The sequence below is a fragment of the Pantoea sp. AG1095 genome (genome assembly GCF_003208415.1).
Classification (GTDB): Bacteria; Pseudomonadota; Gammaproteobacteria; order Enterobacterales; family Enterobacteriaceae; genus Pantoea; species Pantoea leporis.
The window spans coordinates 14,536-33,468 of record NZ_QKMJ01000013.1 but is presented as its reverse complement, the minus strand read 5'-3'; the positions used below and the strand labels follow the sequence as shown (position 1 = coordinate 33,468).

At 56.4% G+C, this 18,933-nt stretch carries 15 protein-coding genes; 5 read left to right on the top strand and 10 right to left on the bottom strand.

What is annotated here, in order from left to right:
* Positions 1-30: 30 nt before the first annotated feature.
* On the bottom strand, positions 31-1,539 hold the full coding sequence (glpK, locus tag DEU53_RS20295; protein ID WP_110868179.1) for a glycerol kinase GlpK: 1,509 nt from the start codon (positions 1,537-1,539) through the stop codon (positions 31-33).
* A gap of 30 nt (positions 1,540-1,569) precedes the next feature.
* Positions 1,570-2,418 carry an MIP/aquaporin family protein gene (locus tag DEU53_RS20290; protein ID WP_061720295.1) on the bottom strand — a complete coding sequence of 283 codons (849 nt, stop codon included), beginning with the start codon at positions 2,416-2,418 and terminating at the stop codon, positions 1,570-1,572.
* A gap of 420 nt (positions 2,419-2,838) precedes the next feature.
* Between DEU53_RS20290 and zapB the strand changes: the two genes are divergently transcribed.
* Positions 2,839-3,078, top strand: coding sequence for a cell division protein ZapB (zapB, locus tag DEU53_RS20285; RefSeq protein ID WP_007885384.1), 240 nt, complete (start codon positions 2,839-2,841; stop codon positions 3,076-3,078).
* Positions 3,079-3,128: 50 nt separating this feature from the next.
* On the opposite strand, the gene rraA is transcribed toward zapB, so the two are convergent.
* The 6 genes from rraA to priA all read right to left on the bottom strand — a co-directional run bounded on the left by rraA (position 3,129) and on the right by priA (position 10,200).
* The gene (gene rraA / locus DEU53_RS20280) at positions 3,129-3,614 is read right to left on the bottom strand and encodes a ribonuclease E activity regulator RraA (protein WP_061720294.1); all 486 of its coding nucleotides are present in this window, start codon (positions 3,612-3,614) and stop codon (positions 3,129-3,131) included.
* Positions 3,615-3,768: 154 nt separating this feature from the next.
* Positions 3,769-5,106 carry an HslU--HslV peptidase ATPase subunit gene (gene hslU / locus DEU53_RS20275; protein WP_007885388.1) on the bottom strand — a complete coding sequence of 446 codons (1,338 nt, stop codon included), beginning with the start codon at positions 5,104-5,106 and terminating at the stop codon, positions 3,769-3,771.
* A gap of 5 nt (positions 5,107-5,111) precedes the next feature.
* Positions 5,112-5,648 carry an ATP-dependent protease subunit HslV gene (gene hslV, locus DEU53_RS20270; RefSeq protein ID WP_101760642.1) on the bottom strand — a complete coding sequence of 179 codons (537 nt, stop codon included), beginning with the start codon at positions 5,646-5,648 and terminating at the stop codon, positions 5,112-5,114.
* Positions 5,649-5,737: 89 nt separating this feature from the next.
* Positions 5,738-6,646: a cell division protein FtsN gene (gene ftsN, locus DEU53_RS20265; protein ID WP_110868227.1), complete on the bottom strand. Its 909-nt coding sequence runs from the start codon at positions 6,644-6,646 to the stop codon at positions 5,738-5,740.
* Between the two features lie 151 nt (positions 6,647-6,797).
* Complete coding sequence (gene cytR / locus DEU53_RS20260) at positions 6,798-7,835, bottom strand: DNA-binding transcriptional regulator CytR (protein WP_061720292.1); 1,038 nt, start codon at positions 7,833-7,835, stop codon at positions 6,798-6,800.
* Between the two features lie 166 nt (positions 7,836-8,001).
* On the bottom strand, positions 8,002-10,200 hold the full coding sequence (gene priA / locus DEU53_RS20255; RefSeq protein WP_110868178.1) for a primosomal protein N': 2,199 nt from the start codon (positions 10,198-10,200) through the stop codon (positions 8,002-8,004).
* Positions 10,201-10,410: 210 nt separating this feature from the next.
* Here priA and rpmE point away from each other — a divergent pair, with 210 nt between their 5' ends.
* Entirely contained in the window at positions 10,411-10,626 is a 216-nt protein-coding gene (rpmE, locus tag DEU53_RS20250) for a 50S ribosomal protein L31 (protein WP_007885402.1), read from the top strand.
* 77 nt (positions 10,627-10,703) lie between these two features.
* On the opposite strand, the gene metJ is transcribed toward rpmE, so the two are convergent.
* Positions 10,704-11,021, bottom strand: coding sequence for a met regulon transcriptional regulator MetJ (gene metJ / locus DEU53_RS20245; RefSeq protein ID WP_007885403.1), 318 nt, complete (start codon positions 11,019-11,021; stop codon positions 10,704-10,706).
* A 274-nt stretch (positions 11,022-11,295) separates the two neighbouring features.
* Here metJ and metB point away from each other — a divergent pair, with 274 nt between their 5' ends.
* From metB to metF, 3 genes are all read left to right on the top strand, one after another.
* On the top strand, positions 11,296-12,456 hold the full coding sequence (gene metB, locus DEU53_RS20240; protein WP_101760640.1) for a cystathionine gamma-synthase: 1,161 nt from the start codon (positions 11,296-11,298) through the stop codon (positions 12,454-12,456).
* A gap of 2 nt (positions 12,457-12,458) precedes the next feature.
* Entirely contained in the window at positions 12,459-14,891 is a 2,433-nt protein-coding gene (locus tag DEU53_RS20235) for a bifunctional aspartate kinase/homoserine dehydrogenase II (protein WP_008109663.1), read from the top strand.
* A gap of 218 nt (positions 14,892-15,109) precedes the next feature.
* Positions 15,110-16,006, top strand: coding sequence for a methylenetetrahydrofolate reductase (gene metF / locus DEU53_RS20230; protein ID WP_110868177.1), 897 nt, complete (start codon positions 15,110-15,112; stop codon positions 16,004-16,006).
* Positions 16,007-16,131: 125 nt separating this feature from the next.
* Here metF and ppc read toward each other — a convergent pair whose 3' ends face one another.
* Entirely contained in the window at positions 16,132-18,783 is a 2,652-nt protein-coding gene (ppc, locus tag DEU53_RS20225; RefSeq protein WP_101760638.1) for a phosphoenolpyruvate carboxylase, read from the bottom strand.
* Positions 18,784-18,933 lie beyond the last annotated feature (150 nt).

Here is an 18,933-nt window from a genome sequence, read left to right as displayed (position 1 = left end):
CGCGGCAGGGCACCGCGGGTCAGCAGGATGTTACTCTTCGTCTTCCCACGCTTTGGCGCGAGCGACGGCTTTCTTCCAGCCCGCATAACGGACGTTACGTTCGGTGGTTTCGATGCTTGGGCGGAACTCACGCTCAATCACCGCTTTAGCGCGAACTTCTTCCAGGTCGCCCCAGAAGCCAACGGCCAGGCCAGCCAGATATGCCGCACCCAGCGCTGTAACTTCGCGCACTTCCGGACGCTCAACGCGCGTGCCGAGAATGTCAGACTGGAACTGCATCAGGAAGTTGTTGGCGACTGCACCACCATCCACGCGCAGTGACTGCAGGCGGGTGCCAGCATCGTTCTGCATCGCTTCCAGTACATCGCGCGTCTGGTACGCAATCGACTCCAGCGTGGCACGGATGATGTGGTTAGCGTTCGCACCGCGCGTCAGACCGAAAATCGCGCCGCGTGCATACGGGTCCCAATAAGGCGCGCCCAAACCGGTGAAGGCCGGCACCATATATACGCCGTTAGTGTCTTTCACTTTCAACGCGAAGTATTCAGAGTCGGTTGAATCACTGATCAGCTTCATCTCATCGCGCAGCCACTGAATCGACGCACCACCGATAAACACCGCACCTTCCAGCGCATAGTTCACTTCGCCGCGTGGGCCGCAAGCGATGGTGGTCAGCAGGCCGTGCGTAGACGTCACGGCTTCGGTGCCGGTGTTCATCAACATAAAGCAGCCGGTGCCGTAAGTGTTTTTCGCCATACCCGGTTGTACGCACAGCTGGCCATACAGCGCCGCTTGCTGGTCACCGGCGATTCCGGCGATAGGAATACGCGTACCGCCTTTACCACCAATGTTGGTCTGGCCGTAAACTTCGGAAGAACCTTTCACTTCTGGCAGCATTTCACGCGGGATATCGAGGATCTCCAGCATGCGCTCATCCCACTCCAGCTTGTGGATGTTGTACATCATGGTACGTGAGGCGTTGGTGTGATCGGTGACGTGCACACGTCCCTGCGTCATTTTCCAAATCAGCCAGGTATCAACGGTACCGAACAGCAGTTCGCCGCGTTTTGCACGCTCACGTGCGCCTTCAACGTGGTCAAGAATCCACTTCACTTTGGTGCCGGAGAAGTACGGGTTAATCACCAAACCGGTGGTGTGCTGGATGTACTCTTCCAGACCCTCTTTCTTCAGCTTGTTACAGTAATCTGCGGTGCGCGGATCCTGCCAGACGATGGCGTTGTAAACCGGTTTGCCGGTCTCTTTATCCCACACGATTGCGGTTTCACGCTGGTTGGTGATACCAATCGCCGCGATTTGATCGGAGTTAATATCGGCGTGCGCCAGCACTTCCACCAGCGTCGAGCTTTGTGACGCCCAGATATCCATTGGGTCATGTTCAACCCAACCCGCTTTCGGGTAGATCTGGGTAAATTCGCGCTGAGAAACCGCAACGATGTTGGCATCATGATCAAGCACCACGGCGCGTGAGCTGGTTGTGCCCTGATCGAGTGCAACTATATATTTTTTATCAGTAGTCATTGTGCTGTCCTGATGTGGTATCGATGAAACTTACGCTTTACGCTGCTGAGCGCGCGCAACCGGTTTTTCTGCTGTGCTGGCTTCCGCGACGTTAACTGGCAGATGGCGGCCAATCAGCGAACGGTAACCAAAGGCTCCGAGGCAAGCACCGACCAGCGGGCCAAAAATCGGAACCAGGAAGTAAGGAATATCTTTGCCACCGGTGAAGGCGACGTTGCCCCAACCAGCGAAGAAGGCGAACAGTTTTGGACCAAAGTCACGCGCCGGGTTGAGTGCGAAGCCGGTCAGTGGACCCATTGAGCCACCGATGACCGCCACCAGCAGACCAATCAACAGCGGAGCCAGCGGACCACGCGGCACACCGTTGCCGTCATCGGTCAGCGCCATGATCACCGCCATCAACACCGCTGTAATCACCATCTCAACCAGGAACGCCTGAGCTACGCTGATGTGCGGGTTCGGGTAAGTCGAGAAGATACCGGCCAGATCGAGGCTTTCAACACTGCCGCGCACCATTTGATGGCCCGCTTCGTAATCGAAGAACAGATTGTAGTAGAGACCGTAAACCAACGCGGCAGCGCAGAACGCGCCGGCAACCTGCGCCAGAATATAGGGAACAACTTTACGACCTTCAAAATTAGCAAACAGGCACAGCGCGACGGTAACGGCTGGGTTAAGATGCGCGCCGGAAACGCCTGCGCTCAGATAGACTGCCATGGAGACGGCTAAACCCCAGATAATACAAATTTCCCACTGACCGAATGACGCACCGGCCAGTTTCAGTGCAGCAACGCAGCCTGCACCAAAGAAGATAATCAAACCTGTACCGAGAAATTCAGCGATGCACTGACCTTTTAGTGTGTTAGTTGTCTGACTCATAATGGCATTCCTGAAGCGAGGTTAAATTTTATCAGTTTTTGTTCTCATCCATGAGTCGCCCAGCTATCAATGTAGGGTTGATGTGAATTTATCGTTAACGAGCATAAACGAGAAATAGCGAAATTGAAAACTGTGTACTCCGTCATAAAAATGCGCGTTTTCGCGTCTTTTGCGTTTCTTTAAGGCCCATTCACCGCGCTTTACTGGTCGATGCTGACGTGATCGCGCACACAGATGCGCGAAGATGCGCATTTTTTTAGGCATAGACTGAAAAGTGTTACAGACTGCCCTCGCAGGCCTTGTGCCGCTGGACTTGCTGGGTTTGGCTACATACAATCGAGTCATCGTGGCTGAGCGCACTGTAATAAGGCATGCACTAGCCCCATCAACGCCTTGCAAGATTTAGGAGAGGTCAGAAAGATGTCATTTGAAGTGTTCGAGAAACTGGAAGCGAAAGTACAGCAGGCGATTGATACCATCACTCTGCTGCAGATGGAAATTGAAGAGCTGAAAGAGCAAAACAACACGCTGAAAAACGAAGTCAGCCAGGCTTCAGGCAACCAGGATGCACTGGTGCGTGAAAATCAGCATCTGAAAGAAGAGCAGCATGTCTGGCAGGATCGTCTGCGGGCACTGCTGGGAAAAATGGAAGAAGTTTAAGCGTCAATGCTTAAACCAACGGGTGCCGCGGCACCCGTTTTTGTTGCGGCTTACTCGATGTCGAGCGCGTCTTCAGACAGGATGATGCCGGTATTGTCGGCATACAGATGGTCGCCAGAGAAGAAAGTCACGCCGCCGAAGTTAACGCGCACGTCACTTTCGCCAATGCCTTCACCCGCTGCACCCACCGGAATCGCCGCAATCGCCTGAATGCCGATTTCCAGCTCTTCGAGATCGTCAACCTGACGCACCGAGCCGTACACCACAATGCCTTCCCACTCGTTTTGCGCCGCCAGACTCGCCAGCTGAGCATCGACCAGTGCGCGACGGACCGAACCGCCGCCATCCACCAGCAATACGCGACCCCGACCGTTCTCTTCCAGCAAATCGTAGAGTAAGCCGTTATCTTCGAAACATTTCACTGTGGTGATTTGACCACCGAATGAGCTGCGCCCACCAAAGTTCGAAAAAAGCGGTTCAACAACATTCACAGCTTCGTGGTAGATGTCACAGAGTTCAGATGTATCGTATTTCATGAGGGTTTTCGTCTGTTTGCCACAGGAGCGCTAAGTATATCGCTATCTGGCGATTGTTGGCAAAATCATCAACCGCTAAAAAAAGCGTTGCATCAATATCCTGCGTAAAAAAAAGCCCGGCACAGTGGCCGGGCAGAGATTTCGCGGGTGAAGCTTACAGAATGAAGCGGCTGAGATCTTCGTCGGCCACCAGCTCATCCAGATGCTTACCAACGTACTCGGCATCGATAGTGATCGACTCACCGTTACGATCGCTGGCGTCATAGGAGATATCTTCCATCAGACGCTCCAGCACGGTATGCAGACGACGCGCACCGATGTTCTCGGTGGTCTCGTTCACCTGCCATGCGGCTTCTGCGATACGCCGCACTGCGTCATCAGTGAAGTCGATATTGACCCCTTCGGTGCCCATCAGCGCTTTGTACTGCACAGTAACCGAGGCGTTTGGCTCGGTCAGGATGCGCTCGAAGTCATTAACGGTCAGCGCCTGCAGTTCAACGCGAATCGGCAGACGGCCTTGCAGTTCTGGGATCAGATCTGACGGGCTGGCGACCTGGAACGCGCCGGAAGCGATAAACAGAATGTGGTCGGTTTTCACCATGCCGTGCTTGGTGGAAACGGTGCAACCTTCCACCAGCGGCAGCAGGTCGCGCTGTACGCCTTCGCGTGACACGTCTGGACCGCCCGCATTCTGGCCGCCGCGCTTACAGATTTTGTCGATTTCGTCGATGAACACGATACCGTGCTGCTCAACCGCATCGATGGCATCCTGCTTCAGCTCTTCCGGGTTCACCAGCTTGGCCGCTTCTTCTTCAATCAGCAGCTTCATGGCTTCTTTGATTTTCAGCTTACGCGGTTTCTGCTTCTGCCCACCGAGGTTCTGGAACATCGATTGCAGCTGGCTGGTCATCTCTTCCATGCCCGGAGGCGCCATGATCTCAACGCCAGCCGATGAAGCGGCCAGATCGATCTCAATCTCTTTGTCATCCAGCTGGCCTTCGCGCAGTTTCTTGCGGAAGGATTGACGCGCTGCCGATGGCTCCGCCGCTTGTTCAGCCTGGCCCCAATTGTTTTTCGCGGGTGGGATCAGCACATCCAGGATGCGCTCTTCCGCCATCTCTTCCGCGCGGTACTTGTTCTTCTCGATCGCCTGGCTGCGCACCATCTTGATGGCAGAATCGGTCAGATCGCGAATGATGGAATCAACCTCTTTACCGACGTAACCGACTTCGGTGAATTTGGTGGCTTCCACTTTGATGAACGGTGCGTTCGCCAGTTTGGCTAAGCGACGGGCGATTTCGGTTTTACCGACACCGGTTGGACCAATCATCAGAATGTTTTTTGGCGTCACTTCATGGCGCAGCTCTTCGTCGAGCTGCATGCGGCGCCAGCGATTACGCAGGGCGATCGCGACCGCCTTCTTTGCGCCGTCCTGGCCGATGATAAAGCGATTAAGCTCGCTGACAATCTCGCGTGGAGTCATCTCAGACATGATGTTTAGTCCTTAGCCTTAGACGGTAATGCTTCGAAGTTAATATTGTGGTTGGTGTAGATACAGATATCGCCAGCGATGTTCAGCGCTTTCTCCACGATATCGTGTGCACCAATGTCGGTGTTTTCCAGCAGCGCGCGTGCCGCTGCCTGGGCGTAAGGCCCACCAGAACCAATTGCGATCAGGTCATTTTCCGGCTGGATAACGTCGCCGTTGCCGCTGATGATTAATGAGGCGTTTTCGTCGGCCACCGCCAGCAGCGCTTCAAGGCGGCGCAGCATGCGATCGGTACGCCAATCTTTAGCCAGTTCGACCGCCGCTTTCACCAGATGGCCCTGGTGCATTTCCAGCTTGCGCTCAAACAGTTCAAACAGGGTGAAGGCATCTGCGGTACCGCCAGCAAAGCCGGCGATCACTTTATCGTTGTAAAGACGACGGACTTTTTTAACGTTGCCTTTCATTACGGTATTGCCGAGCGTAGCCTGGCCATCACCGCCAATCACTACCTGGCCGTTGCGTCGTACACTTACTATTGTTGTCACGGGCAGACCCCTTGTTGCAGTAGAAAAGGAACTCCGCGCACTCGGCGCGGAGTATCATGCAACCAGATATGGGGTAGGAAAAAGGGGTTTCAACCCCCGAGAGCGAGGGGAATACAACTTCCGTGGCCGGAACTGTGTAAGCGTTTGACTGTGCTGTCGGCGCTGCTGCGATCTTTGAACGGCCCGATCACCACGCGATTCCAGCCACCGCCGGTGGTAATGCGGCTCTCAAATCCTTCAAATGCCAGACCGGCGCGCACGGATTCCGCCTGATCGGTACCTTTGAACGAACCACACTGTACCATCCAGCGTTGTGAAGCGGCTTCCGCTTTCGCCTTGGCCGTTTCCTGCGGCTTGGTTTGCTGCGTTGGCTCACGCGTGATCGGCGCAGCTTGCTGTTGCTGTTGCTGCTGCTGACGCGCGGCCTGTTGTTGCTGCAACTGTTGCTGGCGCTGCTGCTGCTGTAACTGTTGCTGCTGACGTTGCAACTGCTGCTGTTGTTGTTGCTGAACCTGCTGTTGCTGCACCTGCTGACGCTGCAGCGTTTGCTGGCGCTGCGCCGGGGTTTGTTCGTTCCACGGCACTTCGTTCAGCTGCGTCGGCTGCTGGCGCATATCGGCCTGCATCTGCTCCAGCAGCTGGCGCTGTTCATCGGTCAGCTGAGTTTGTGATTGCACGCCACCAGCCGAAGGCTCAGTCGGCGACGGAACGGTAATTTGGCGATTTTCCAGCTCTTTGATGTACTTCCAGCGCTCTTCCGGCTTCGGCGGCAGGCCGTTACCGTTGGCTTTGTGGTTTGGAATGACCTCAATCTCTTCTTTCTTATGATGCGAGATAAACCATAAACCACCGGCAAAGGTGACCAGCACGGCCGCGGCCAGTACCATCATGAGCTTTGAAGTGCCTGATCCGCCTTTGCTTTTCTTGCTGCGGCTGGCGGGTTTTTTGCGACGCGTCCCTGTTGAACGCCCGCGGCCTACATAATCTTTCTGTGCCACTTTCGTTCTGCTACCCTTCAAAAAAATGCCAATGGGCATGTAAATGTGCTGTTAATTGCCCGGCAATGAGTGCGCCATGTTACGCAAGGGCTGGAACTTTGACCAGCACAGTCTGCCTTCAGAATCCGCTGAAAATGCAGGCGTCTACGCACTATTTTTCCCGTTTTGCCGCCGGTGCCGTACTGCCGCGCACGCGCAGCTCCGCATCCAGCAGGCGCGAACCGTTATTCACGCGTTTACCCTGCAGCTCATCAAGTAACAGCAGCATCGCCTCTCGGCCGATGGCAAAACGCGGCTGGGCCACGGTGGTCAGCGGCGGATCGTAGTATTGCGCCAGTTCGATATCATCAAAGCCCACCACCGACAGATCCTGCGGAATGCGCATGCCAAGTTTACGCGCCTGGTTCATCGCGCCCAGCGCCATCAAATCGCTATGGCAGAAAATCGCTTTCGGCGGCTGCGGCAAACTCATCAACTGCTTAAGCGCATTCGCGCCGGCTTCAAAGGTGAAATCGCCGTGCACAATCATCGTTGGGTCGATGGCGATGCTGCTGCGACGCAGCGCCTGAATGTAGCCCTGCAAACGATACTGGCTCAGCGGAATGTGTTCTGGCCCGGTGATGCAGGCAATTTGGCGATGACCAAGCTGCAGCAGGTGATTCACCGCTTCAAAAGCGGCGGTGAGGTTATCGATATGGACCGTGGGTAATGCCATCTCCGGCGCAAATTCGTTGCCCATCACCATCGGCGGCAGGTTGCGCTGATCTTCAATGCCCGCCTCAAACGGCAGCTGTGAACCCAACAGCACCATGCCGTCGATCTGTCGCGTCAGCATTAAATTCAGAAAGGTTTTTTCCTGTTTATTCTGATGCGCGCAATCGCCAATCAGTACCAGATAACCTTCATGCGCAGCGGTGACTTCCACGCCGCGAATGATCTCACTGAAGAAGGGATCACAGATGTCCGGCACAATCACCAGAATGGTTTGCGTTTCACCGCGTTTGGCATTGCGCGCCAAACCGTGCGGCGCATAACCCACGGCAATCACCGCTTTTTCGACCTTGAGCCGGGTAGCAGCAGAGACTTTTTCTGGATTCATCAACGCACGTGAAACCGTAGCGGTTGAAACGCCTGCTTTCTCGGCCACATCTTTCATGGTGGCGGCGGTGGAGGGTTGCTTCTGGTCCAACGTATAACTCCTGACGCGGTACAGCGCATTGATTTTCAGACATTACCGGGCTTCAACCGGGTCGGCACTATTGTTAACCCAAGGTCGCGTCGGGTTGTTACTTAATTTGCATAAAAATTGTGACTTGTGCGACTTTTTTCGATCTGGCTCGCAGTTGTGGCGTGGCTTAGCTCTCGGTGGGATCGATATCCAGCGTCCATTTCACTTTGCGTGACGCCGGCAAGGTGGCGATCAGCGGCAGCGATCCGCTCAACAGCTGTTGCAGACGTTTGCGCGACGGATGCTGCAACAGCAGCTGCCAGCGCCAGCGTCCACTGCGCTTCGGTGCCAACGCCGGAACCGGCCCCATCAGCCACATCGCCTCATCTTTAAGCGGGCTGGCTTCCAGCAAATTACGCAGCTGTGTGAGGAATTCCGCCGCCTGCTGGTTATCCATATCCTCAGCGCGGAACAGCGCATGGCTGGTCCACGGCGGCAGCTGAACGGACTGACGCTCCAGCAGCGTTTGATCGGCAAAGGCGAAATAGCCGCGATGCAGCAATGTTTGCAGCAATGGATGTTCCGGATGATGGGTCTGCAGCAACACTTCGCCCTGTTTACCCGCACGACCGGCGCGACCCGCGACCTGCGTGTAGAGCTGAGCGAAACGCTCGGCGGCGCGGAAATCGGCCGAGAACAGCGCGCCATCAACATCCAGTAGCGACACCAACGTGACATCCGGGAAATGATGGCCTTTCGCCAGCATCTGCGTGCCCACCAGAATGCGCGCGCCGCCGCGATGCACATCGGCCAGATGCTGCTCCAGCGCGCCTTTACGGCTGGTGGTGTCGCGATCGATGCGCGATACCGGCACGCCGGGGAACAGCGTGCCCAGCTGCTGTTCCAGCTGTTCGGTGCCGACGCCGACCGGCATCAAATGCGTTGAACCACAGCTCGGGCACTGATTTGGCAGCGGGCGCTGGCTGTCACAATGGTGGCAGCGCAGCTGACGATGGTTCTGGTGCAGCGTGTAGTAGCTATCGCAGCGCTGGCACTCGGCCAGCCAGCCGCAATCGTGGCACATCAGCGCCGGAGAGAAGCCACGGCGGTTGAGGAACAGCAGAACCTGATTGTCGGCCTGCAGGTGCTGACGCATTTTGCCGAGCAGTGCTGGCGCCAATCCGCCTTTCAGCTGCTGGCCTTTAAGATCGATCAGCTGCTGTAACGCCGGTTTAGCATTGCCCGCGCGTTTGGTGAGATTGAGCTGGCGATATTTGCCGACGCGCACGTTGTGCAAGGTTTCCAGCGCGGGCGTGGCGGAACCCATCACAATTGGAATATCTTCCTCATGCGCACGGAACACCGCCAGATCGCGCGCCTGATAGCGCCAGCCTTCCTGTTGTTTGTACGAGCTGTCGTGCTCTTCATCAATGATGATGACGCCGGGGCGCGCCAGCGGCGTGAACAGCGCCGAGCGTGTACCGATAACAATCGCGGTTTCGCCGCTGCGCGCACGCAGCCAGACGGCGAGGCGTTCGCTGTCATTCAGTGCCGAGTGCAGCACATCAATCGGCGCATCAAAGCGCTCACGGAAGCGGGCGATGGTTTGCGGCGTCAGGCCGATTTCCGGCACCAGCACCAAGGCCTGTTTGCCGCGTGCCAGCACGTTCTCCAGCACGCTGAGATACACTTCAGTTTTACCCGAGCCGGTAATGCCAGCCAGCAGCCACGGCGCATAGTGATCGTCTTCACTGCGCATCGCGCCCACCGCCATCGCCTGATCGGTATTCAGGCGCAGGCGATCCCCTTTGACGGCAAAGCTGGTACGCCAGTCGTGCATCTGCGGCGTGTGTTCACGCAGTTCGCACAAGCCTTTTGCGCGCAACGCTTGCAGCGCGGCATCGGTAAAATCGTGTTCGCTGACCTGATGACGATAGAGCGGTCGCTGACGTAGCATCGCCAGCGCTTGCTGCTGTTTCGGCGCGCGCTTCAGGCTCTCCATCGCCACTTCACGGCCAGCATCATTAATCACCCATTGCCACAGCGGCGCTTCCTGCGCGGGTTTGCCCTGACGCAGCAGCACCGGCAGCGCATGGCTCAGCACTTCGCCGAGCGGCGAATGATAATAGTTGGCGGCCCAATGCAAAATGCGCCACAGCGCGGGCGAGAACAGACTTTGATCGTCGAGCACGCTCTCTATCTGCTTGAGCTGCGTCAGCGGCAGATCGCTGGTCTCACGCGTGCCAATCACAATGCCGATCATTTTGCGATTGCCGAACGGCACATTCACGCGTGCGCCCGCTACCGGCTGCGGCGCATCGGCAGGCAGCAAGTAATCAAACAGGCGAGGTAGCGGAACGGGCAGGGCAACCTGAACAACGGGCATCTGAATCTCTATCCGGTTCTGAATTAAGGAGAAGTAGTGTACACGGCTAATTAGGAAGCGGCTATTTGCTAAAACCGGTTAATTTCTGTATACTATGCCGCCTTCGATGAGATCACTTGTCGGAGCATACACTTAATGTTCAACCGCGTGTGGTGCTGTGCAGGCTGAGCCTGGCACGGAGAGCGACACGGCCTTTTATGAGGTTCTCCCATGAAACAAGGTATTCACCCTAAGTACGAAGCAGTAACCATGACTTGCTCTTGCGGTAACGTGATCAACACCCGTTCAACCATGGCTTCTGGTCTGAACCTGGACGTGTGCGGCAAATGCCACCCGTTCTACACTGGTAAGCAGCGTATTGCTGACACCGGTGGCCGTGTAGATCGCTTCAACAAGCGTTTCAGCGTGCCAGCAAGCAAGAAATAAGATTTTTGGCCGTCGAATCTTCGCGATTCGGCAGCAAGAAAAAACCCAGCCTCGGCTGGGTTTTTTTATTTCTGGCTTCAGTATTCCCAGCTATCGGGATCGATGCCCATTTCACGCATAATCTGTTTCGCTTCTTCCGGAATCTCATCGCTGCGTTCTTTACGCAAATCGACATCGTTCGGCAGAGGCTGCCCGGTGAAAGCATGCAAAAAGGCTTCACACAGCAGTTCGCTGTTGGTGGCGTGACGCAGGTTGTTCACCTGACGGCGGGTGCGCTCGTCCGTTAAAATCTTCAGCACTTTTAGCGGGATAGAAACTGTGATTTTCTTAACCTGCTCGCTCTTTTTGCCATGTTCAGCGTAAGGGCTGATATATTCGCCGTTCCATTCAGCCATGGGTTACCTTAATCAATAAAAGTTGAATATGGGGAAATCCGTTGATTATGCCCGATTTTTCGATGCCTGACCCCTTAAACCGCAGGTTTTATGCTTGAGCACCGCTTCTGCAAAGGAAAGCGCGCTGAACACCAGGCGATGACGGACAATTTTAGCGGTTATTGATGATTTGCTCAATCTATACGCAAAGACATTTAGATGTCCAGATGTATTGACGTCTATGTGCGGAATGTTATCCTGTTGCTCTTCTTTTTCTTCAGGAACAGTAAGCACCATGACGCGTAAACAGGCAACCATCGCAGTACGTAGCGGTTTGAATGATGACGAGCAATATGGCTGCGTTGTCCCACCGATTCATCTCTCCAGCACCTATAACTTCCTCGACTTCAATGAGCCGCGTGCGCATGACTATTCACGTCGTGGTAATCCAACGCGCGATGTGGTTCAGCGCGCGCTGGCAGAGCTGGAAGGTGGCGCAGGCGCGGTATTGACCAATACCGGCATGTCAGCGATTCATCTGGTGACAACCGTGTTCCTGAAGCCGGGCGATCTGCTGGTGGCGCCACATGACTGTTACGGCGGCAGCTATCGTCTGTTCGATAGCCTGAGCAAGCGCGGCGCCTATCGCGTGAAGTTTGTCGATCAGGGCGACAAAGCGGCGCTGGCCGCTGCTCTGGCCGAGAAGCCAAAACTGGTGCTGGTTGAAAGCCCGAGTAATCCACTGCTGCGTGTGGTCGATATCGCCAGCATCTGCGCCGCCGCGCGTGAAGCTGGCGCCATTAGCGTGGTAGACAACACCTTCCTCAGCCCGGCGCTGCAAAACCCGCTGGCGCTGGGTGCCGACTTGGTTGTTCACTCCTGCACCAAATACCTGAATGGTCACTCTGATGTGGTGGCGGGCGCGGTGATTGCGAAAGATCCAGCGATGGCCACCGATCTGGCGTGGTGGGCGAATAATATTGGTGTAACCGGCGCCGCGTTTGATAGCTATCTGCTGCTGCGCGGTTTGCGCACGCTGTCACCGCGCATCGCCGCCGCACAACGCAATGCATTGGCGATAGTTGATTACCTGAAGCAACAACCGCTGGTGAAAAAACTGTATCATCCGTCCCTGCCGGAAAATGCCGGTCATGAGTTTGCGGTACGTCAGCAGCGTGGTTTTGGTGCCATGCTGAGTTTCGAAATTGATGCCGATGAGGCTCGCCTGCGCCGCTTCCTGAAAGCGCTGCAGCTGTTCACACTGGCCGAATCGCTGGGCGGCGTAGAGAGTTTGATTTCGCATACCGCGACCATGACGCATGCCGGCATGTCTGCAGAAGCGCGCGCGGCAGCGGGAATTTCGGAAACACTGCTGCGTATTTCTGTTGGGATTGAAGATCACGAAGATTTAATCGCCGATCTGGATAATGCATTCCGGATCGCAGCCGAGGAGTAATCATGACGAGTTCAGTGGGCGCGGGAACGCCGATCAAGCAGTTGCATAAATTTGGTGGCAGTAGCCTGGCCGACGCACGTTGCTATCAGCGCGTGGCCAGCATTATGGCGGATTACAGCCAGCCAGGCGACTTAATGGTGGTCTCTGCCGCAGGCAGCACCACTAACCAGTTGATCAGCTGGCTGAAATTGAGCCAGAGCGATCGCTTATCTGCCCATCAGGTGCAACAGGCTTTACGGCGTTTTCACAGCGAATTAATTGCTGCGCTGCTGCCTGCTGAATATGCCGAAACCCTGACGTCTTCCTTTATACGCGATCTGGAAAGACTGGCGGCGCTGCTCGATGGCACCATCACCGACGCGGTGTATGCCGAAGTGGTGGGGCATGGCGAAATCTGGTCAGCGCGCTTGATGGCTGCGGTTTTGAGCCAGCGCGAGATCGAAGCCGCCTGGCTGGATGCGCGTGACTTCTTGCGTGCTGAACGTGCCGCGCAGCCGCAGGTTGATGAAGGCAAATCCTGGCCGCTGCTGCAGGAGCTGTTAACACAGCATCCGCATAAGCGTTTGGTGGTGACCGGCTTTATCAGCCGCAGCGAAGCGGGTGAAACCGTGCTGCTTGGGCGTAACGGCTCGGACTACTCGGCAACGCAGATTGGTGCGCTGGCGGGCGTCGGTCGCGTGACCATCTGGAGCGATGTGGCAGGCGTTTACAGCGCCGATCCGCGTAAAGTCTCTGATGCGTGCCTGCTGCCGCTGCTGCGTCTTGATGAAGCCAGCGAGCTGGCGCGTCTGGCTGCGCCGGTGCTGCACACCCGCACCTTGCAGCCGGTTTCCAACAGCGACATCGACTTGCAGCTGCGTTGCAGCTATCAACCTGAGCAAGGCTCGACGCGTATTGAACGCGTGCTAGCCTCCGGCACCGGCGCGCGAATCGTCACCAGCCACGATGATGTGTGTCTGGTGGAGATTCAAATTCCCGACAATCACGATTTCAAAACCCAGCAGAAAGAGATCGATCTGCTGCTGAAGCGCGCGCAGCTGCGTCCGCTGGCAATCGGCGTGCATCCCGATCGTCGCCTGCTGCAGCTGTGTTACACCTCGGAAGTGGTGAATAGCGCCTTCAACCTGTTGCAGGACGCCGCACTGCCGGGCCATCTGCAGCTGCGCGACGGCTTAGCGCTGGTGGCGCTGGTGGGCGCGGGCGTGACGCGTAATCCGCTGCACAGCCACCGCTTCTGGCAGCAGATCAAAGATCAGCCGGTGGAGTTTGTCTGGCAATCGGAAGATCACATCAGCATCGTAGCGGTACTGCGCGTCGGCCCGACGCAGCACCTGATTCAGGGACTGCATCAGTCGCTGTTCCGCGCAGAAAAACGCATCGGTTTGATGTTGTTCGGCAAAGGCAACATCGGTTCACGCTGGCTGGAACTGTTTGCCCGCGAGCAGGAAACGCTGTCGGCACGTACAGGATTTGAATATGTGCTGGCGGGCGTGGCAGACAGCAGCCGCAGTTTGCTGAGCTACGACGGTCTGGAAGCCAGCCGCGCATTGGCGTTCTTCGATGATGAAGCGGTCGAGCGCGATGAAGAGTCGCTGTTCCTGTGGATGCGTGCGCACCCGTTCGATGATTTAGTGGTGCTGGACGTCACCGCCAGCGAGCAGCTGGCGCAGCAGTATCATGATTTCGCCAGTCACGGTTTCCATGTTATCAGCGCCAACAAGGTTGCCGGTGCGTCGAGCGGTCAGAGCTGGCGTCAGGTGCGCGATGCTTTCGCCAAAACCGGTCGTCACTGGCTGTATAACGCCACCGTCGGTGCCGGTTTGCCGGTCAATCACACGGTGCGCGATTTACGCGAAAGCGGCGACAGCATTCTGGCGATCAGCGGCATCTTCTCCGGCACGCTGTCGTGGCTGTTCCTGCAATTTGACGGCACGGTGCCGTTTAGTGAGCTGGTCGATCAGGCGTGGCAGCAAGGCTTGACCGAACCTGACCCGCGTGTGGATTTGTCCGGGCAGGACGTAATGCGCAAGCTGGTGATTCTGGCGCGTGAAGCGGGCTACGACATCGAGCCGGATCAGGTGCGTGTCGAGTCGCTGGTGCCGGCAATTTGCGACGGTGAGTCGATTGATCACTTCTTTGAAAACGCCGACGAGCTGAATGATCAGATGCTGCAGCGTCTGGAAGCGGCGCAAGAGATGGGCTTAGTGCTGCGTTACGTGGCGCGTTTCGATGCCAATGGCAAAGCGCGCGTCGGCGTGGAAGCGGTGCGCCCAGAGCATCCGCTGGCCGCGTTGCTGCCGTGCGATAACGTGTTTGCCATCGAAAGCCGCTGGTATCGCGATAATCCGCTGGTGATTCGCGGACCGGGCGCAGGCCGTGATGTTACGGCGGGCGCGTTGCAATCGGATATCAATCGCCTCGCACAGCTGCTGTAATCTGCCTCACTCTGCAGACGGCATCGTCCGTCTGCATTCTTCACCTTCCCCCCGCGCATCATGAAACGCTTTCACCTTGAGTGAAGATTTGTCACGCCTATTCATTAATTTTCAGTTGACGCTAACGTGGGAATCGTTCATTTTGTGCATCTGGACGTCTAAACGTATGGATGTTCGAAGGCCGCAAAATAATCGATATGTGATGACGAGGGATTAGGATGAGTTTCTTTCACGCCAATCAACGCGAAGCGTTGAACCAGAGCCTGGCTGAGCTGAACGGGCAAATTAATGTCTCTTTCGAATTTTTCCCGCCACGTACCAGCGAAATGGAAGAAACCCTGTGGAGCTCAATCGATCGACTGAGCAGCCTGAAGCCAAAATTCGTCTCCGTCACCTACGGTGCCAACTCGGGCGAGCGCGATCGTACACATAGCATCATCAAAGGCATCAAAGATCGTACCGGTCTGGAAGCCGCACCGCATCTGACTTGTATCGATGCCACGCGTGATGAGTTGCGCGGTATCGCGCGTGATTACTGGGATAGCGGCATTCGTCATATCGTGGCCCTGCGCGGTGATTTACCGCCGGGCAGCGGCAAGCCGGAGATGTACGGTTCGGATTTGGTGGCGCTGCTGAAAGACGTTGGCGATTTTGACATCTCGGTGGCGGCCTATCCGGAAGTGCATCCCGAAGCAAAAAGCGCGCAGGCCGACCTGATTAACCTGAAACGCAAAATTGATGCCGGTGCTAACCGCGCCATCACGCAGTTCTTCTTCGACGTGGAAAGCTACCTGCGCTTCCGCGATCGCTGTGTCGCAACCGGTATCGACGTGGAGATCGTGCCGGGTATTTTGCCGGTCTCTAACTTTAAACAGCTACAACGCTTCGCCACCATGACCAATGTGCGGGTGCCGGGCTGGATGAGTGCAATGTTTGAAGGTCTGGATAACGATCCGGAAACGCGCAAAATGGTGGGTGCCAGCGTCGCCATGGACATGGTGAAAATCCTGTCGCGCGAAGGGGTGAAGGATTTTCATTTCTATACGCTGAACCGCGCCGAGTTGAGTTACGCCATTTGCCACACGCTGGGTGTGCGTCCGGCGATGGGAGGTTAATGCCCTCACCCTGTCCCTCTCCCGCCAGCGGGCGAGGGAAGGGTTAGGTGGAGCAATGTTGAAACACCTGTGCTTGATTGGTTCCCTCTCCCGCCAGCGGGAGAGGGTTAGGGTGAGGGGAAAAATTAACCGGTATTACGCATACCCGCTGCAACACCCGCGATCGTCACCATCAGCGCTTGTTCTACACGCGCATCTGGCTCATCACCGCGCTCTTCCTGCGCACGTGAACGATGCAGCAGTTCAGCCTGCAACACGTTCAGTGGATCGGTATAAACGTTACGCAGCGCGATGGACTCAGCAATCCACGGTTGGTCAGCCATCAGATGGGCATCGTTAGCGATGGTCAACACCGCTTTGATATCCGCATCCAGCTGATCGCGCAGCTGCTTGCCGAGCGACCACAGTGATTTATCCACCAGACGCTGATCGTAGTACTCCGCCAGCCACAAATCGGCTTTCGAGAACACCATCTCCAGCATGCCAAGACGTGTGGCGAAGAACGGCCACTCGCGGCACATGTTCTCCAGCTCATCCTGATGACCTTCATCCATCGCTTTCTGCAACGCGGCACCCGCGCCCAGCCAGGCTGGCAGCATCAGACGGTTCTGCGTCCAGGCGAAGATCCACGGAATGGCACGCAGCGATTCCACACCGCCGGTTGGGCGACGTTTAGCCGGACGTGAACCCAGCGGCAATTTGCCCAGCTCCTGCTCTGGCGTGGCTGAGCGGAAATAGGGCACGAAGTCCGGATTCTCACGCACATAGCCGCGATACATCGCGCAGGAGTGCGCCGACAGACCATTCATGATCTCCTGCCATTCGCGCTTGGGTTCCGGCGGTGGCAGCAGGTTGGCTTCCAGAATCGCACCGGTGTACAGCGACAGGCTGGCGATGGTGACTTCGGGCAAACCGTATTTGAAGCGAATCATCTCGCCCTGTTCGGTCACGCGCAGGCCACCTTTCAGGCTGCCCGGCGGTTGTGACAACAGCGCCGCATGGGCTGGCGCGCCGCCACGACCGATTGAGCCGCCGCGTCCGTGGAACAGCGTCAGCGTGATGCCCGCGCTTTCACAGGTTTTGATCAGTGCGTCCTGCGCCTGATATTGCGCCCAGCTGGCGGCCATCACGCCGGCATCTTTCGCCGAGTCGGAATAGCCAATCATCACCATCTGTTTGCCATTGATAAAGCCGCGATACCAGTCGATGTTCAGCAACTGCGTCATCACGTCGTTGGCGTTGTTCAGGTCATCAAGGGTTTCGAACAGCGGCGCAACCGGCATGGCGTAAGGAATGCCGGCTTCTTTCAGCAGCAGATGCACGGCCAGCACGTCCGACGGCGTTTTCGCCATGGAGATCACGTAGGAAGCAATTGAACCCTGCGGCGCTTCGGCCACCACTTTGCAGGTATCCAGCACTTCGCGCGTCTCATCGCCCGGTTCCCACTGATGCGGCAACAGCGGACGCTTGGAATTCAGTTCGCGAATCAGGAAGGCTTGTTTATCCGCTTCTGACCAGCTTTCGTAATCACCGAGGCCGAGATAGCGCGTTACTTCGGCAATCGCCTGGGTATGGCGGGTGCTCTCCTGACGGATATCGATGCGCACCAGCGGCACGCCGAAACACTTCACGCGGCGCAGCGTGTCCAGCAGCTGACCATTGGCGATGATGCCCATGCCGCACTGCTGCAGAGATTGATAGATAGCGAACAGCGGATCCCACAGCTGATCGTTAGAGACCAGCAAATCGGCCGGACGCGGCAGGCGCTCGCCTTTAAGACGACGGCCAAGATAAGCCTGCGTGGTCATCAGCTGGCCGCGAAGGCGCTTCAGCACCATGCGGTACGGCTCCAGCGCTTCCGCATCGCCGCACAGCTCGCGCACTTCGTCGCTGCATTCGGACATCGACAGCTCGGAAATCAGCACGCCGATATCGCGCAGGAACAGGTCCGCGGCCTTCCAGCGGCTCAGCTGCATCGCGTGGCGGGTAATCGGTGCAGTGACGTTCGGGTTGCCGTCACGGTCGCCGCCCATCCACGAGGTAAATTTAATCGGCACGAAATCGACCGGCAGCTTAATGCCAAAAGTCTCTTCCACTTGCTCATTCAGCTCACGCAGGAAGGCTGGCACGCCTTGCCACAGGCTGTTTTCCACCACGGCAAAGCCCCATTTGGCTTCATCGATCGGCGTTGGACGATATTTGCGGATTTCGTCGGTATGCCACGCTTGTGCCACCAGCTGGCGCAGACGGCGCATCACCTGGGTACGTTCGTAGTCAGAGATATCGCTATGATCGAGTTGCTGCAAACAGCTGTTCACTTCGCCCAGCATATGGATCAGCGTGCGGCGGGTAATTTCGGTGGGGTGCGCAGTCAGCACCAGCTCCAGCGACAGCTCTTCAATCGACTGGCGGATCGCCGCTTCGCTGATATCGCCTTGCTGTTTCAGACGTTCGAAAGTCTTTTTCAGCAGTTCAGGATGGTTCGCGCCATCGCCGCTACGCGAAATGGTTTGATACTGTTCAGCGACGTTGGTGAGATTAAGGAACTGGCTAAACGCACGCGCCACCGGCAGCAGCTCGTCGTTCGAGAGATTTTGCAGCGTGGTCAGCAGTTCCTGACGATGAGTGTCATTTCCCGCGCGGGATGACTTAGAGAGTTTACGGATGGTCTCCACCTGGTCGAGGATGTTCTCTCCTAGTGCATCCTTAATCGTATCCCCGAGCAGTTTGCCGAGCATACTGACATTACTTCGCATTGCGGAATATTGTTCGTTCATTGGACCCTGACACCCTTATCGTCTTTTTTAATACTCTTACGCCCAACGGGCATAACATCGTCTTTTATCTAGCCACGTATCTTCCTGCGCGTCAATTGCCTTAAATCTACGTAAATGTGCTGCTAAATGGCGGAAATTCAAAGAATTTGC

Excerpts from the sequence above, each read along its gene's own strand:
- glpK (WP_110868179.1), bottom strand. The coding sequence starts at position 1,539 with ATGACTACTGATAAAAAATATATAGTTGCACTCGATCAGGGCACAACC.
- DEU53_RS20290 (WP_061720295.1), bottom strand. The coding sequence starts at position 2,418 with ATGAGTCAGACAACTAACACACTAAAAGGTCAGTGCATCGCTGAATTT.
- zapB (WP_007885384.1), top strand. The coding sequence starts at position 2,839 with ATGTCATTTGAAGTGTTCGAGAAACTGGAAGCGAAAGTACAGCAGGCG.
- rraA (WP_061720294.1), bottom strand. The coding sequence starts at position 3,614 with ATGAAATACGATACATCTGAACTCTGTGACATCTACCACGAAGCTGTG.
- hslU (WP_007885388.1), bottom strand. The coding sequence starts at position 5,106 with ATGTCTGAGATGACTCCACGCGAGATTGTCAGCGAGCTTAATCGCTTT.
- priA (WP_110868178.1), bottom strand. The coding sequence starts at position 10,200 with ATGCCCGTTGTTCAGGTTGCCCTGCCCGTTCCGCTACCTCGCCTGTTT.
- rpmE (WP_007885402.1), top strand. The coding sequence starts at position 10,411 with ATGAAACAAGGTATTCACCCTAAGTACGAAGCAGTAACCATGACTTGC.
- metJ (WP_007885403.1), bottom strand. The coding sequence starts at position 11,021 with ATGGCTGAATGGAACGGCGAATATATCAGCCCTTACGCTGAACATGGC.
- metB (WP_101760640.1), top strand. The coding sequence starts at position 11,296 with ATGACGCGTAAACAGGCAACCATCGCAGTACGTAGCGGTTTGAATGAT.
- DEU53_RS20235 (WP_008109663.1), top strand. The coding sequence starts at position 12,459 with ATGACGAGTTCAGTGGGCGCGGGAACGCCGATCAAGCAGTTGCATAAA.
- metF (WP_110868177.1), top strand. The coding sequence starts at position 15,110 with ATGAGTTTCTTTCACGCCAATCAACGCGAAGCGTTGAACCAGAGCCTG.
- ppc (WP_101760638.1), bottom strand. The coding sequence starts at position 18,783 with ATGAACGAACAATATTCCGCAATGCGAAGTAATGTCAGTATGCTCGGC.